Genomic DNA, 15,298 nt, shown 5'->3' on the forward strand with positions numbered 1-15,298 from the left:
AAGAATTTACCGCGCGCCCAGATAAGTCCAACGTCGCAGCAAGTTTTCCATTGGGCCGCGTTCAAACCGTGTTCGCCAGAGACTGGAAAAGGTCAGTGTCACGACGGCGGTTGCTAAAGCGATCGCGACACAGGCTGCTGCGCCAAGCTGCGCGTAAAGACCGAGGCCATAGCCGCAGAAGACGAAGGACAGGATGAGAGATTGCAGCAGATAGGTCGTCAGGGACGCCGTTCCAGCGCGCGCGGCGAAGATTTTGAAGCCTGTCGCTGGGCCGCTCGACCATTTCGCAATCCAACCCATGTAGCCCATGGAGGATAGAGGCGCGCCGATGAGAATGATGCTGTTCCCGAACGCGCCCATACCCGACATCGGATCACCCGAGCGTAGGATCAGATAGGCGCCGATGACACTGAGAATGAGGCCGACTGGCAAATAGACGCGGCGAGAACGCGCCCAGATGGTTGCGTCAGGTGTTTGCATGATGCCGGATCGGACGGCTGCCAGGCCGAACAAGAAGAAGCTCAACACGCCTGAGAACTGTACGAGGCCAGCGAACACAATATAGCCAGTCCAACTGTCCCAACGCTGTGCAACAATCTCTGAAAAGTTGCCATTCTGGAAAACGACAGTGGAAGCATCCATGACTTTCCGCATTTCGGATGCCACGGCGTTCATTTCCTCCGGTGCGTACATCTCGCCCATTGTCAGACCAGTCGACATCAACAAGGAAATCACGATCTGCAGGATCAAAAATCCAACAGCCCATCGTATAAGCGATTTCACGGACCGATTCCGGAATAAGAAAAGAACGCTACCAATGACAGCGTACACGATCAGAATGTCTCCGATAAAGGCGACTGTGACATGCAGGATTCCGAGGATGAGCAGGCCGAGCATTCTGCGGAAATAGCGAGGGGCGAAGGCCACACCACGACGCTCTGCCGACATCATTTGATAGGCGAGACCAGCCCCGAACATGAATGAGAACAGCGTGTAGGACTTGAACAGAAACAGCGCATCGACCGTAAAGGAGGCTGCGACGTCTGCTTCCGAATTCAGACCGCCATAGAAATAGGTTATTTCGCCCGGGAAGGCGAAATAAGCGACGTTAACGAGCACGATCCCCAGCAAAGCGAAGGCTCGCACGAGATCGGGGAAGATATGACGACCCATCGCTTCGTTTTGTGTTTGATAGTCCATGAGCAGTTCTCCCCGACCCTAATATTGGTCAGTCTACACTCAATTCATATCGATAAACAACAAAACTTTTCTGAGCGATCGCTCGAACGCGATATAATGTGCGATCAACCTTTACTTTTGAAGGTTACAGTTAGTCAGAGCATGCTGTCTCAAAGAGGGGCAGATGCACGCGCGTAACTGACAACTTCATATTCGATATTGTCCAGATCGTTGAAGTAGAAGCGTCGTCCGGGCTCATAGTCGCCGAAACTATACGGGGTTAGTCCTTCGGCCCTGACGCGTGTTTCAATTGCATCCAGATCGTCCACTTCGACGGCAATATGGTTGAGCCCTAAATGGGCTTTGGACGCTTTCAGGCCTTTTCCTTGGAAATTCGAGTTGGAATAGAGGGCGAGGTAGTCAGCTTCTGAGCCAACGTGAATTGTATAGCCTTGCCCTATGCTCGGTCCTTCCCACCGAATTTGCCAATCGAACAACCGACTGAGAAGCGAAGCTGTCCGCTTTGGATCCGTCACATTAATGTTCACATGCTCCAATCTGACTTGTGCGATGTGAGGCTTTACTGTTTTCGTTGTCGTCATTTCGTTCTCCTTTTTAGTTCGGAGCCTGCGTGCTACGACCTCAACTTAACTTGAGGTCAAGCGGAAAGTTCGATGGCGAAGAAAGCATTTTCGATTGGGGCTGTCGCAGCGCGAACGGGCGTCGCCGTATCGGCCATTCGCTTCTATGAAGAGGCGGGTTTGATTTTCCCGGATCGAAATAGTGGCCAACAGCGCGTGTTTGAGGCGTCTGATATTCGTCGGATATCTTTCATCATTATCGCGCAACAGCTTGGCTTTTCGCTCAAGCAGATCAAAACGCAGCTGAATAGCTTACCGTCGAAACGCACGCCGACCTTGAGCGACTGGGAAAAGATCAGCCGATCATTCGGTCAAGACATAGACGCGCGGATTGTGGCGCTGACAACGCTACGAGAGCGGTTAACTGGGTGTATAGGCTGTGGCTGCCTGTCTCTGCAAAAATGCAAACTCTACAACCCCGATGACGTCGCGGCGAAAAAGGGGAGTGGTCCTCGATATCTCTTAGGGGATCGTCCTGAAAGCTCGGGTTAGGCAAGTATAAAAAAACCCCGCCTTATGGCAGGGTTTCTTACGTCAAAATTAGCGACGTGGGAGGCGGGGAGGGCCTTAGGCGCTCATTTTATCTTTGGCCGGGTCACGCAGGACATAGCCGCGGCCCCAAACAGTTTCGATATAATGCTCGCCTTGTGTGGCCGCTGCGAGTTTCTTGCGAAGCTTACAGATGAAAACGTCGATGATCTTAAGCTCAGGCTCGTCCATGCCGCCATAAAGGTGGTTCAGGAACATTTCCTTAGTGAGCGTCGTGCCTTTGCGCAGGCTCAATAGCTCCAGCATTTGATATTCTTTGCCGGTCAGATGCACGCGGTGATCGCCAACTTCGACGGTTTTGGCATCAAGGTTCACTTTGATGTCGCCCGTAGTGATGATCGATTGGCTGTGACCCTTAGAGCGTCTTACAACCGCGTGGATACGGGCCACGAGCTCGTCCTTATGGAAAGGCTTGGTCATGTAATCGTCAGCACCGGTGCCGAGCCCACGTACTTTGGTCTCAATATCGTTCGTACCTGACAGGATGAAGATCGGTGTCTGCACCTTGGCGAGCCGTAGTGTCTTAAGAACCTCGAAGCCCGGCATGTCCGGTAAGTTCAGGTCCAGTAGAATTATGTCGTAGTCATAGAGCTTGCCTAGATCGACGCCCTCTTCACCAAGGTCAGTCGTGTAAACATTAAAGCCCTCGGTTTTAAGCATCAACTCGATGCCCTGTGCCGTAGCCATATCATCTTCAATTAGAAGAACCCGCATTGTCCATCCCCTCCCAGGCGATTCTTTAACCAGCTCGCTTATGGAGCATGGTTAATGGAGCCTCACCGCTAAGGGAAACCTGTAAATCAGAAGTTAACAAACATAACGGCGGACATTTGCATTTTTCTGATCCGCAGGCGGGACGAGTTTTGAAATGCCATAGGTTGGCCACCCTTTCTGTTTGAATTTCTTTAACCGCGTTTCTTCACGGGGTCGAAAGCCTGCTGTTCTATAGCTGTATGAAATCAGGTCCGGGCAAACACGGATGATATAGGTGAACGGAGAGATTTCATGGCACAAATGACCGACAAGCAAATACAGCAAACCCGGTTCCGCGTTGGTGAGCTGCAAAAGCGTATCGCAGTTTTAGAGGCCACACGTGAGGATCTTGAACGCCAGATCCGTAAATTGTCGGATAGTGTCCCGGAAGATCAGGTTGATGCAAACGAGCAACGCGATGGGTATGTGGCCTATGGCAGCTATGCCAAGTCGGTTATTGCTCGCAAAGAGAACCTTCGTCGCTCGCTCGACGACATTATCGGCCAAACTTCGGACATTGCGGTCGACTTGCGTCATCAACTGGACGCTCTTGATAGTTATGAACGTGTCCGTGCGCGCCGTATGGCCCGCGACGCGGAAAAACAACAAGCCCGCGTCATGAGCTAGGGTTTTAGCCCTACTCGACGCCTTCAAACGCGTAACCTGCGCTTCGAACAGTCCGAATGGGGTCGGACTTACCGGGCCGTTTCAAAGCTTTACGCAATCGGCCGATATGCACATCGACGGTTCGGGCCTCGACATAAACGTCACGCCCCCAGACAGCATCCAGCAATTGTTCGCGTGAGAAGACGCGCCCGGGATGCCGAGCAAAATGATCAAGTAATCGGAATTCAGTGGGTCCGAGGTGGATCAACTCGCCATCCCGTTTGACCCGGAAGGCCTGGCTGTCGACTTCGATGTCGCCAATCCGAATAATGTCTTCAAGTAGGCTCGGCTTGGCGCGGCGCATTAAGGCACGCGTCCGGGCGAAGAGTTCCGGCATTGAGAACGGCTTGATCATATAATCATCAGCCCCGAAATCTAGTCCGGTAATCCGGTCCGTCTCGTCACTCCGAGCCGTCAGCATAATGACTGGGGTTTTGGATGTTTCCTTACGGCGACGCAGACGACGGCACACTTCCACGCCGGACAGTTTGGGCAGCATCCAGTCGAGGAGAATAAGGTCAGGTGTGCGCTCAGACGCGAGCAATAAAGCTTCCTCACCATCCATAGCTAAGGCGGTTTCAAAACCTTCTTTTCCGAAATTATATTCAAGCAGGGTGGCGAGGGCGTCTTCGTCTTCAACGATTAGAACATAGGGCTTCATAATGGCCTCGTGCGTCTTTCTAGTAATCCAGCCTGATGAAACAGGCTATCGTAGCAACGACTGAACGGCGTCGTCGTCAATCAATTGGCTGCCATGGCTCGTAAAGTAGATGACCTCGCAGATGTTGGAGGTGTGATCCCCAATCCGTTCGAGATTCTTTGCGGCGAAGAGCAGAGCGGTTGATGCATTGATCATGGCTGAGTCGCCCATCATGTAGGTCAGCAATTCGCGAAGAATGGAATTATACATTTCATCAATATCGGAATCGGCCATCCAGACTTGTACAGCCGCTCTTGTATCTTCGCGCAGAAACGCATTCAGCGCTGCAGAGAGTTGCGATTTGACCTGACGCCCCATCCGCTCGACACCAACCGTCAAATCAATCTTGGACTGATCGTTAAGCGTGATCGCGCGTTTCGAAATACCTTCGGCCAGATCGCCAATCCGTTCTAAATCGGTCGCCACACGAATAGCTCCGATGGTCCTACGAAGGTCTGTCGCCATCGGATTTCGCAGCGCCAAAATTCGCATGGCATCCGCATCAATTTTGGACTGAAGGTGATTGGCTTGCTGATCCCGTTCGATGACAGATCGCGCAAGGGAGTCATCTCTTGTCTTGAGCGCTCTGACGGCATCCGCAACCATACCTTCGGCAAGGCTACCCAGATCGGAGAGGCTCGTGGTCAGCTCATTCAGGTCACTATCGTACCCGCTGACAATATGATTGGCCAAGCTGTTCATACGAACGGTCCCAGACAAGGCTGCAGAGAGATCTGCAAGCCCCTGATTCTCAAAGATTACTCTATGGGAGAGGTCCGTGACAAGTTTGTGAAAGAAACATGACTATACAGTTTTCGTCTCACCCTGTTTAACGGGTGCATCTTGAGGCGGTGCTTCTGCGATAGATTGGCTCTCCTGATAGACGATGCAGAACTCGGTCCCTTGGCCCGGTTCACTGCGAATATAAAGGCCAGCCCGGTGCCGCCGGGCGATGTGCTTGACGATAGCTAGCCCAAGGCCTGTTCCCTTTTCCTGAGAGGATAGATCGCCTGCGACGCGGTAGAACCGTTCACCAACCCGCGGGAGGTGTTCGCGAGCAAAACCAGGGCCTGAGTCCGAAATAGTAATTGTGTAGATGGGCAGCGGGCTGGTTGGGGCTGGATTGATCGCGCGCGTTGTTGTGGTTTCTGGGAGGCGCCCATCCGCGAACAGAATACCTGGCTTCCATTGGTCGAACCGGCTCAGTGTAATGTAAATAGTGGAGCCGGGCGGCGATAGCTTGGTCGCATTTTCGATCAAGTTCAGGCAAAGCTGTATCGTTTCGTCCTGATGTCCCGGAACGATCGAACGTTTCTTCTTTTTATATTTGAGTTTGACGCCGCGAGCGTCCGCCATCGGCGCGATATGTTCTGATTGTTCGATGCGGCGCAAAGACAGCAGATCTCGGATCAGACGCTGCATCCGTTCGGCCTGTTGCGCCATGATCCCAAGAAACCGTTCGCGCGCTTCGGGGTCATCTTTCGCATGACCGCGAAGCGTTTCGATATAGCCGAGCAGGGACGCCATAGGCGTTTTGAGCTCGTGACTCGCATTAGCCAGAAAATCCGCGCGGCGCTGATTGCCAAGAACCAATTCAGTCACATCGTTCATCACCACCAAAACAATCATACGCCCGGACCCGTCTTCCACAGGCGTCACCGAGGAGAATAAAAGGGAGATGTAGCTTTCTGCTGGGACTTCGCGGTGAACCATGAGCGGTTCAGGCGTGTAGCCTGCTAAGGCTGTGGCGAGCCGATCCGTAATCCCTGAATCTCTTACATAGACACTTAGGGGTCGGCCCAATGTGTCCATCTCAATCAATGACCGCGCCATAGGATTGGCGTGGATGACGCGACCATCACGGTCCAGCACGGCGATGGCTTGGGGCAGGGCGTCAGTCAGGGTTGCGGCAAAGCGTGCGCCGGACAGGAAGGCATCGGGATCTGCAGGAAGCTTACGCCGTGAGGACCGGACAGCGCGGCTTAGTCGCAGGAAAAAGATGATCGATACCCAGAAGGCCGCAAGTGTCGCGATGCCAATCCAGATGGGAACACGCGCGAGCGCAGCCATGCTGGCAATAGCGATGAATGCCAGCACAGACAGAACGACAATGTCTGAGCCGCGTAAGGCGTCTAGGGCCTCATTATCCATCGGGTCACCCATGGCCATGAGGGCCTAGTGGCGGATGGATCGCATGGCGTCCAGAGCGTAGCGGACACGATCGGTTCCTTACGCGAAGATGACAAAAATCACACTCGCTTGGCATCATGGTCTCTATTAAACGGGATATAACGGGAATCTTTGCCTAAATTATCGTTTTTCGATAATGTTTTGTTGACTTACGGAATGCGTTCTGGTTGTTCATGGTGCAAGCTAGAGACTTGAGTCGGGTCTCTGTAAAATGTGAACGCAAAGAGGCGCGGGACAGATGCGGGAAAGATATTCGATGCAGAGTCATAAAGGGCTAGCCCATGCTGCAGTGATCGCAATGGCGATGAGCCTGTCCGCCTGCGCAAGCATGATTAATCCGGTGGAGCCAACAATCGTCGACTTGACCGAAGCAGTCCCGGCTGCGCCAAATTGGTCCGAACCTGCCGCTGACACCTTACCGCAAACCGATTGGGTGGAGAGCTTCGGAGATGAGGACCTCACGCGATTGGTTGCCAAAGCCCGTGCCGATAATCCATCCTTACGACGGACCTTGGCGCAGCTTGACCAAGCGTTTGCTCGCAAGCGTGTGAGCCGTGCTGGTCTCTATCCAACACTTAATGGAAGCTCGTCAGCCACCCGCTCTGAGGGCGGAGTTGGATTTAATACTGGGTCGACTCGATATGGTATTGGTGTCGGGTCTTCTTGGGAGGTCGATCTTTTCAATCGTATACGCGACCAAATATCGTCTGATAGTGAAGGGATAGAGGCTTCGGCAGCCGATGTAGCGGCTTTGGAATTGTCAGTCACAAGCCGTTTAGCCTCAGGCTGGTTTGATGCCATTGAGTCTGGATTGCTCGTTGATCTATCAGCGGAAGAAATACGGACGCAGGAACGGTCGCTTCGGTTGACGCAACGACGTTTTGAAAGTGGTCTAACAGGGTCGTCTGACGTTCGACTGGCCCGATCCTCTATCGCGAGTGCGCAAGCGCAAGAACAGTCCCGCCTCCAACTTAGAGATGCTACGCTTCGGAGTATTCAGACTCTGGTCCGGGATTACCCGGATGCAGACATTACACTCCCCTCTGATCTTCCGTCACTACCAGCGTTTGTGGGGGCGGGAACGCCCGCTGATATGCTGGCGCGTCGCCCAGATGTCATTGCTGCGGAGCGTCGTATTGCTCAAGCGGGGCTTGATGTTGATGTCGCCCGGAAGGCACTTTATCCGAGCCTGTCCCTAGACGGCAGTATCGGTGATCAGTCTCTTAATTCCTTGGGTGATGTGTTGGACCTCAAAAGCCTTGCTATGGAAATAGGGGGAACACTCACGGCACCAATCTTCCAAGGTGGGCGTTTGAAGGCTCAAGTCGAGTCTCAAAGGGCGCAACTTGAAGCTCAAATCGAAACTTATGCGGAAACCGTATTGGCGGCCTATGAAGAGGTTGAGAACGCGTTGGATGCTGAGAAACGCCTGGAAGCACGCGAGGCGGCTCTCCGTATATCGCTGGATGAGGCGATTATGGCGGAAGAGCGTCTAGAGCTTCGCTATACGGAAGGTCTCGCGACTATTTTGCAGCTTCTTGATGCACAGTCGCGACGTATCAATGCCGAGGGCCAAATCATTTCTGCCCGAGCGGAACGTCTTTCCAATCGTGTCCGCCTCCATGTCGCGCTAGGAGGGTCGGGATATGATCGACCGTCCGATCTACAAGAAAACCCTCCGCTTGAGGTCCTAGGATTTACCCTGCCATGAATGCCACAGTAATAGACTCATATAACGATCCAAACGGGTCGCCAGATTCAGGCGATGACGGTGTTGGTAACAAGGGGCTCACGCGGGCCCCTCTCGTCATTGTTCCAATTGGCTTTATCGTCGGTATCGCCGCGCTCATTCTCGCGGGCGGTGGGGGTGAAGATGCCAAACCTCCGGTGGCAGAGTTGGCGCTGTTAGGTCTCTTTATGATCCTTGGGATTGTCTCGATCATAATGGCTATTCGTCTGAGCAAACCGAAAGTTCGTCGTGGGATCAGTCGCCGAATTCAATCCATTCTCTTGCCAATTTTGGTGCTTTTGTTGTTCCCGATGGCCGCGATTGCGATCATCAATGCGACCGCTGAGCCTGAAGAACAGCGACGTCCTTTCACGCCATTGGCCGTGATGGCCGACTATGCCACACAACGAGACGTTCGCTTGACGGTGCGCACGCAAGGTGAAGCGCGTCCGCAAACAGAGATTGATCTGGTTCCGCAAGTGGGCGGCAAAATTGTCTATGTCTCTCCGAATTTCATTGAAGGTGGCATTTTTCGCAAAGGCGAGACACTCGTTCGTATCGATCCGAGCGATTATAATGTGGCCGTCATTCGGGCTGAGGCTGGCGTTGCCCAAGCCCAACAGGTTCTGACTCGTGAAATTGCTGAGGGCGAAATCGCCCGGACAGATTATGAAGATTTGGGACGCGGCGAACCGAGTCAGCTGGCTCTGCGCCTGCCCCAACGGCAACAGGCCGAGGCGGCCCTGATGGCGGCTCAAGCTGATCTTGATAATGCGAAACTGCAGCTCACGCGAACCTCTGTCACCGCGCCTTTCGCGGGACGTGTGCGCTCAAAGAGTTCTGATATTGGGCAGTTCGTGACACCTGGTTCGCGGTTAGGCCGAGTGTTTTCGACGGACATTGTCGAAGTTCGCTTGCCATTTACGGATGCGGATATGGCGAAAATCGATCTTTCGATTGCCTATGTTGCTAAGGACCGCGCGTCCGCCCCTTTGGCTAAGTTATCGACGACAATCGGTGGTGTGCGCCAAGAATGGGAAGGTCGCATCATGCGCACGGACGCGACATATGACACGCAATCTCGCGCGTTATTTGCGATTGCCGAGGTCTTTGACCCATATGGCACGGGTGCATCCGTCAATGGCGTGCCTATCGCGCCAGGTCTGTTCGTGGATGCTGAGATCGACGGCAAGCTTCTAGAGAATGCGATTGTCATTCCGCGCGATGGTCTGCGGGTTGAGGACGAGATCTACACGGTTGATGACAAAGGAAAGGCTTCGATCCGTAAGGTCGTTGTGCTGGATGCATCGCCTCAACGCGCTGTATTGGCATCAGGCGTGAAGCCCGGTGAACTGGTTGTTCTATCACCAATGGAACGGTCTCGTGTATCGATCCCGCTGAAGGTTTTGGACGTAAATAATCCTGATACTGTGCTGGTTGAACCCGAAGAACCTGAGTGGATGAAAGAGCGCGGTAAGGGCAAAGATCGCCCAAGTGATGACACGGAATCGTCAGATGACTCGGACGCTGATGAGTCCGATAGTGGCGGTGAGAGTGAAGGGTCTTCAGAATGAAGAAGCTGATTACATATTTTGTCCGCAACCCTGTTGCGGCAAACCTCCTCATGAGCCTGATGTTCCTCGGCGGCATCTGGGGTTATTTCAGTCTTGAACGCGAGTTCATTCCGCAAACGACGATTAACGGTATGTCCGTTAGCGTATCTTGGCCGGGTGCGTCCCCGCGGGATGTTGAGCAACAGCTCGTTGTTAGGATCGAAGAAGCTGTCGATGGTCTCGACGGCATTGATTATATCGAAGGCAATGCGCGCGAAGGCTCCGCGAATGTGAATATTCGCACCAAGATCGGCATCGATTACGAAAAGATGCTGGATGAGGTGAAGGCCCGCGTCGACGCGATTCAAAACCTGCCGCCGGATGCATTCCGTCCTCAAGTGTTCCGATGGGACGCGCGTCCTGACATCATGTATCTCGCACTTTACGGGGATATGGACAGGCTCACGCTTCAGCGTGAGGCAACGCAGCTCCGACAAGAACTATCGAAATTGCCCGGTCTCCAGCTCACGACACAAGTCTCCAAGATGGACGAACAGGTCACGATCGAGATCTCGGAAGAGGCTCTCCGGCGCTATGGCTTGACGTTTAGCCAAGTCGCACAAGCGATCTCAGGGGCGTCCGTCAATTTGTCTGCGGGTACGGTCGAAACGTCCGCCGGTAACTTGCAGCTTCGGGCTCGTAATCTCGCCAATAATGCGGACGAATTTAATAATATTATCGTTCGGCAAACGGCCCAAGGGGGGACCGTTCGCGTTCGCGATATTGCCACCGTTATTGATGGGTTTGCGGAGGATGACTTCGAAGCGACCTTTAATGGAGAGACGACGGCTATTTTCCAGGTTAACTCTCCGGACCATATGAATATCACGAAATCTGGCGAGGCGATCCGTCAGTTCGAAAAGGACATTGCTGACCGTCTTCCACCAGATTTGAGCTTTAGAATATGGTTTGATGGATCGACCATGTTTGACAGCCGTATGCAGCTGATTGGCAGCAATGCGCTGACGGGTATGGTGCTCGTTCTCATCATCTTGATGTTGTTCCTCCGTCCTAAAGTGGCGATTTGGGTGACGATTGGGATTGGCGCGGCCTTTATGGGTGCGATCGCTATCGCACCCCATATCGGCATCACGCTGAATATGATTTCTCTGTTCGCCTTCCTGCTTGTGATCGGGATTGTCGTCGATGACGCCATTGTCGTGGGCGAGAGTATTCATTTGCATAATGAGAATGGAATCGAAGGCGAACGCGCAGCCGTTGGCGGCGCCTATATGGTCGCTAAGCCAGTGTTTTTCGCGGTCGTCACGACCATTATTATGTTCCTGCCATTCCTCTTTATGTCGGGGCCGATCCAGGCAATCTTTAGCCAGATCAGTCTGGTCGTTGTGGCTGTTCTTGTATTCTCTCTGATAGAGGCGTTTTTCATCCTGCCGGCACACTTACGGCATATGAAACATGTCGAGCCGTCATCGAACAAATTGTTGGCTCTACAGAATAAGATTGCCGACAGTCTGATCACCTTTGCCAAGACTGTTTTCCGTCCTCTGGTCGCAACGCTGATCCGTTGGCGCTATATCACCGTGTCCGCTTTTATTGGCATGATGATCATGGCCTTCACTCTGCTGATTACAGGTGTGGCACCAACCGCTTTTATCCCTGAAGTCGAAGGCGACATGGTCAGCGTGAATGCACGTTTCCCTGAAGGCACGTCGTTTGAGCGGGTCAATCAAGCCCGAAGCCAGATTGATGCGGGCATTAAGAAGCTTAACGAGAATGCACAAAGTGACTTTGGCATTCCCGGGCCTATCATCGATAAGCCCGGAACGATTGCCGAGGGGCGCAGGATTGATGGCTTTTTGGGACTTGCGGCAAACGATGATCGTCGCCGTATTTCGACCAAGGATATTGCCGATAAGCTTGAAACATATGTTGGGCCTATACCGGACGCATTCCGGGTCACTTACGGGTTTACCGAAGGTGGGTCCGGTCAGGGCGGCGGACTATTCTATGGGGTTGCCGCGTCGGATGAAGACGACCTTCGTCTCGCTGTTCTCGACATTAAAAACCACATGGAAACCTATCCCGACATTTCCAGCGCTTGGGATGGGCTCGAGAGCTCAGCCAGTGAAATTCGCTTTACGCTGAAGCCCGGGGCCGAAACACTTGGAATAACCTTGGCTGATGTGACCCGTCAGGTTCGGGAGGCTTTCTATGGTCGCGAAGTTCAGCGCTTACCTCGAAATGGCGAGGATGTTCGCGTGATGGTCCGTTATCCAGAAGCGGCGCGTGACAGCTTTGATAGTCTCAATAATCTGCGGATCCGCGCGGCGAACGGCGTCGAAGTGCCGCTCTATTCTGTCGCGGAAGTGGAAATTGCTGAGGGTATCGGTCGGGTCAATCGTCGCGACCGTAAACGCGTCGAGTATACTGGCGCACGAATTCGCGGTGAGCAAACGCGTATCGCTGAAATCCGTAAGGATATGGATGAGAACTTCTTCCCGCAGTGGGAACTTCGCCATCCGCGCGCAAGCCGGGTGTCTGTCGGTGAGGACGAGATTCAGTCAAACTTTATGGCGGAACTTAAGATCAGCCTGATCGCGATTGTATTGGCGACCTACGTCCTCTTAGCGATCGCTTTCCGGTCCTATGCTCAGCCCATCCTAATCCTTGTTGCCTTGCCCTTTGCGGCTGTGGGTATGATCTTCGGTAATATTGTTACCGGCGTTCCCTTTGGCATGTTCTCGATCTTCGGGTTCTTTGCCGCGACGGGGGTGGCGATGAACGATAACCTCGTGCTGATCGATTATGTCAATCGGCTGAGAGCCAGGGGTGTGGGGGCCTATCAAGCGATGTTGGATGCTTGCGTCGCACGTTTCCGCCCGATCTTGCTGACCTCGGTCACGACCTTCGTCGGGTTGATTCCAATTTTGTTTGAAACGAGCCCGCAGGCTGAGTTCCTGAAGCCGATGGTTGTCGCGCTCGCATTCGGGGTTTTGTTCGACTTCTTCCTCACTCTGATGCTTGTTCCAGCCATGTACGGCATCGGTGTGGACATAAATCGTTTCTTCAAAGGGCTATGGAACGGCACAAAATACCCGCCACTAGGGTCCAGATATGATCCTGAACTCGCTCTGGCGTTAGACGATTTCGAGCTTGAAACGCCGTCGACAGGCGGCCCTAAATCCTCGCCGCTTCCGGCCGAATAAAAGGACTTACAATGAACCGTTATTTGATGACAGGCGTCAGCCTGCTGGCATTGTTTGCTGTGGCGTGCAGCGAAACAAATTCCGTCGACACGACAGAGACAACAGCATCTGTTGAGGCACCAGTCGAAGTTCGCGTGGCTGAGTTGGGTGCGTTCGGCATTGCGACTGAGAATATGGATTTGAGCGTCGAACCTGGCGATGATTTCTTCCAATATGTGAACGGCACTTGGCTCGACACGACGGAAATTCCGGCAGACCGCAGCAATTACGGTGCCTTTCACCGTCTGAGCGATCGATCTGAGGCTCGCGTTCGCGAGATCATCGAAACAGCGGCGGGGAAAGCTGATCCCAGCGCGGATGAAAAGCGTATCGGCGATTTCTATAATGCCTATTTGGACACAGACGCGATTGAGGCGGCGGGTCTAGATCCGATCCGGCCTGTTCTTGAACGTATTCGTTCGGCCGAAAGTCGCGATGATATTGCTGATCTGATGTCTGACCCGGCTCTGGGTCTAGCCGCTCCGGTCAACCCCTATGTCTACATTGATGCGAAACAGAATGACGAACACATCGTCTATATCACTCAGTCGGGCCTGGGCTTGCCGAACCGGAATGCCTATTTTGATGAAGGCGAACGGGCTGATGAAATCCGGGCGGGTTATGTAAACTATGTGGCGACCATGCTTGCCGAAGCAGGCGTCGATGATGCCGAAGGTCGCGCCCAAGCTGTGATGAATTTCGAGACCGCTCTCGCAGAGAATTTCTGGGAACCGGTGAAACGCCGTAATCGGGATTTGACTTACAATAAGATGAGCATGGATGACCTCGCAGAGATGGCGCCGGGTATGCCTTGGCAGCGAGTTTTCGATAATCTTGGCATCGGCGATGTTGAAGAGGTCATCGTAAGAGAAAATACGGCCATTGATGCCGCTGCCGATGTGTTTGCTGAAACATCCGTCGATGTCATGGCAGACTATCTGACAGTCTCGCTACTGGGTGGTCACGCGGCCTATCTCCCAGCGGCAATCGACGATGCTCGGTTCGAATTTTATGGCAAGACTCTTCGCGGTCAGGAAGAGCAACGTCCACGCTGGAAGCGCGGCGTCGCTCAGGTCAATGGCACGCTCGGGGAAGTTGTCGGCAAAGTTTATGTCGGCGAGCATTTCCCACCTGCCTCTAAGGGACAGATGGAAGAGCTCGTGGAAAACCTACGCGCGTCATTCAAGGACGGGATCGATAACCTTGAATGGATGGGCGATGAGACCAAGGCGCAAGCCCAGTACAAACTGTCTAAGTTCAATCCGAAAATTGGTTATCCAAACAAGTGGGAAACCTACTCCGGTCTCAATGTTGATCGTAATAATCTGATTGGGACCGTTCAAAGCGCGCGTGCTTGGGCTTGGGATGATCAAGTGAGCGATCTTGGTCAGCCAATTGATCGTGAGGAATGGGGCATGACCCCGCAAACTGTGAATGCCTATTACAATAGCATTCTGAATGAGATCGTTTTCCCTGCTGCGATCCTTGATGCGCCTTTCTTCGATCCAAACGCAGATGCCGCCGTCAACTATGGCGGTATTGGCGCTGTGATTGGTCACGAAATGGGCCACGGGTTTGACGATCAGGGCCGTAAATCTGACGGCGACGGAATCCAACGTGACTGGTGGACGCCAGAAGATGCAGAAGGCTTTGAGGCGAGGGCGGCTGGCCTTGCTGATCAATATAGTGCTTTTGAGCCTTTGCCGGGCGAAAACCTCAATGGCCGTCTCGGACTGGGTGAGAATATCGGCGATCTAACCGGTGTGACTATGGCTTATGACGCTTATAAGCGCTCACTGAACGGTGAAGAGGCTCCAATTATCGACGGCTTCACTGGCGATCAGCGCTTCTTCATGGCGTGGGCACAAGTCTGGGCCATTAAATGGCGTGAAGCAGCTCTTTCGCAGCAGATAAAAAATGGTCCGCACAGCCCGGGCGAATTCCGTGCCAATGGCATCGTTCGCAATGTCGACGCTTGGTATGATGCGTTTAATGTCGGCCCTGACCACGCCATGTACATCCCGCCAGAGCAGCGCGTCAAAATCTGGTAGGTTTAAATAGCCTCAAATATG

Annotated in this window: 12 protein-coding genes; 6 read left to right on the top strand and 6 right to left on the bottom strand. The window is 53.2% G+C overall.

The window, feature by feature from the left end:
* Nucleotides 1–6: 6 nt before the first annotated feature.
* Together QQL54_RS04110 and QQL54_RS04115 are read right to left on the bottom strand one after the other, a co-directional pair.
* Nucleotides 7–1,200 (bottom strand): DUF418 domain-containing protein, encoded by a 1,194-nt coding sequence (locus QQL54_RS04110; protein ID WP_284387853.1) that lies wholly within the window; start codon nt 1,198–1,200, stop codon nt 7–9.
* A 149-nt stretch (nt 1,201–1,349) separates the two neighbouring features.
* On the bottom strand, nt 1,350–1,781 hold the full coding sequence (locus QQL54_RS04115) for a VOC family protein (RefSeq protein ID WP_284387855.1): 432 nt from the start codon (nt 1,779–1,781) through the stop codon (nt 1,350–1,352).
* A 72-nt stretch (nt 1,782–1,853) separates the two neighbouring features.
* On the opposite strand from QQL54_RS04115, the gene soxR reads away from it, so the two are divergent.
* Nucleotides 1,854–2,312 (top strand): redox-sensitive transcriptional activator SoxR, encoded by a 459-nt coding sequence (gene soxR / locus QQL54_RS04120; protein ID WP_284387857.1) that lies wholly within the window; start codon nt 1,854–1,856, stop codon nt 2,310–2,312.
* A gap of 75 nt (nt 2,313–2,387) precedes the next feature.
* Here the strand turns inward: soxR and ctrA are convergent, their stop codons facing one another.
* A complete protein-coding gene (gene ctrA, locus QQL54_RS04125) occupies nt 2,388–3,083 on the bottom strand; it encodes a response regulator transcription factor CtrA (RefSeq protein WP_284387859.1) in 696 nt (231 codons plus the stop codon).
* Between the two features lie 291 nt (nt 3,084–3,374).
* Here ctrA and QQL54_RS04130 point away from each other — a divergent pair, with 291 nt between their 5' ends.
* Complete coding sequence (locus tag QQL54_RS04130; protein WP_284387861.1) at nt 3,375–3,749, top strand: flagellar export protein FliJ; 375 nt, start codon at nt 3,375–3,377, stop codon at nt 3,747–3,749.
* A gap of 10 nt (nt 3,750–3,759) precedes the next feature.
* Here the strand turns inward: QQL54_RS04130 and phoB are convergent, their stop codons facing one another.
* The 3 genes from phoB to QQL54_RS04145 all read right to left on the bottom strand — a co-directional run bounded on the left by phoB (nt 3,760) and on the right by QQL54_RS04145 (nt 6,651).
* On the bottom strand, nt 3,760–4,449 hold the full coding sequence (gene phoB / locus QQL54_RS04135; protein WP_284387862.1) for a phosphate regulon transcriptional regulator PhoB: 690 nt from the start codon (nt 4,447–4,449) through the stop codon (nt 3,760–3,762).
* A 45-nt stretch (nt 4,450–4,494) separates the two neighbouring features.
* Nucleotides 4,495–5,190, bottom strand: coding sequence for a phosphate signaling complex protein PhoU (gene phoU / locus QQL54_RS04140; RefSeq protein WP_284387864.1), 696 nt, complete (start codon nt 5,188–5,190; stop codon nt 4,495–4,497).
* Nucleotides 5,191–5,292: 102 nt separating this feature from the next.
* Complete coding sequence (locus QQL54_RS04145; protein ID WP_284387866.1) at nt 5,293–6,651, bottom strand: ATP-binding protein; 1,359 nt, start codon at nt 6,649–6,651, stop codon at nt 5,293–5,295.
* Nucleotides 6,652–6,934: 283 nt separating this feature from the next.
* Between QQL54_RS04145 and QQL54_RS04150 the strand changes: the two genes are divergently transcribed.
* Genes QQL54_RS04150 through QQL54_RS04165 form a run of 4 tightly spaced genes read left to right on the top strand, consistent with a single transcriptional unit; the run spans nt 6,935 to nt 15,277 of the window.
* A complete protein-coding gene (locus QQL54_RS04150; protein WP_284387868.1) occupies nt 6,935–8,389 on the top strand; it encodes an efflux transporter outer membrane subunit in 1,455 nt (484 codons plus the stop codon).
* Entirely contained in the window at nt 8,386–9,981 is a 1,596-nt protein-coding gene (locus QQL54_RS04155; RefSeq protein WP_284387869.1) for an efflux RND transporter periplasmic adaptor subunit, read from the top strand. The genes QQL54_RS04150 and QQL54_RS04155 overlap by 4 nt, the downstream gene beginning before the upstream one ends.
* Complete coding sequence (locus tag QQL54_RS04160; RefSeq protein ID WP_284387871.1) at nt 9,978–13,187, top strand: efflux RND transporter permease subunit; 3,210 nt, start codon at nt 9,978–9,980, stop codon at nt 13,185–13,187. The genes QQL54_RS04155 and QQL54_RS04160 overlap by 4 nt, the downstream gene beginning before the upstream one ends.
* An 11-nt stretch (nt 13,188–13,198) precedes the next feature.
* Nucleotides 13,199–15,277: a M13 family metallopeptidase gene (locus tag QQL54_RS04165; RefSeq protein ID WP_284387873.1), complete on the top strand. Its 2,079-nt coding sequence runs from the start codon at nt 13,199–13,201 to the stop codon at nt 15,275–15,277.
* The last annotated feature ends 21 nt before the right edge of the window (nt 15,278–15,298 follow it).

Origin of the sequence: Algimonas ampicilliniresistens, from assembly GCF_030159955.1 — a bacterium.
Lineage (GTDB): Bacteria > Pseudomonadota > Alphaproteobacteria > Caulobacterales > Maricaulaceae > Litorimonas > Litorimonas ampicilliniresistens.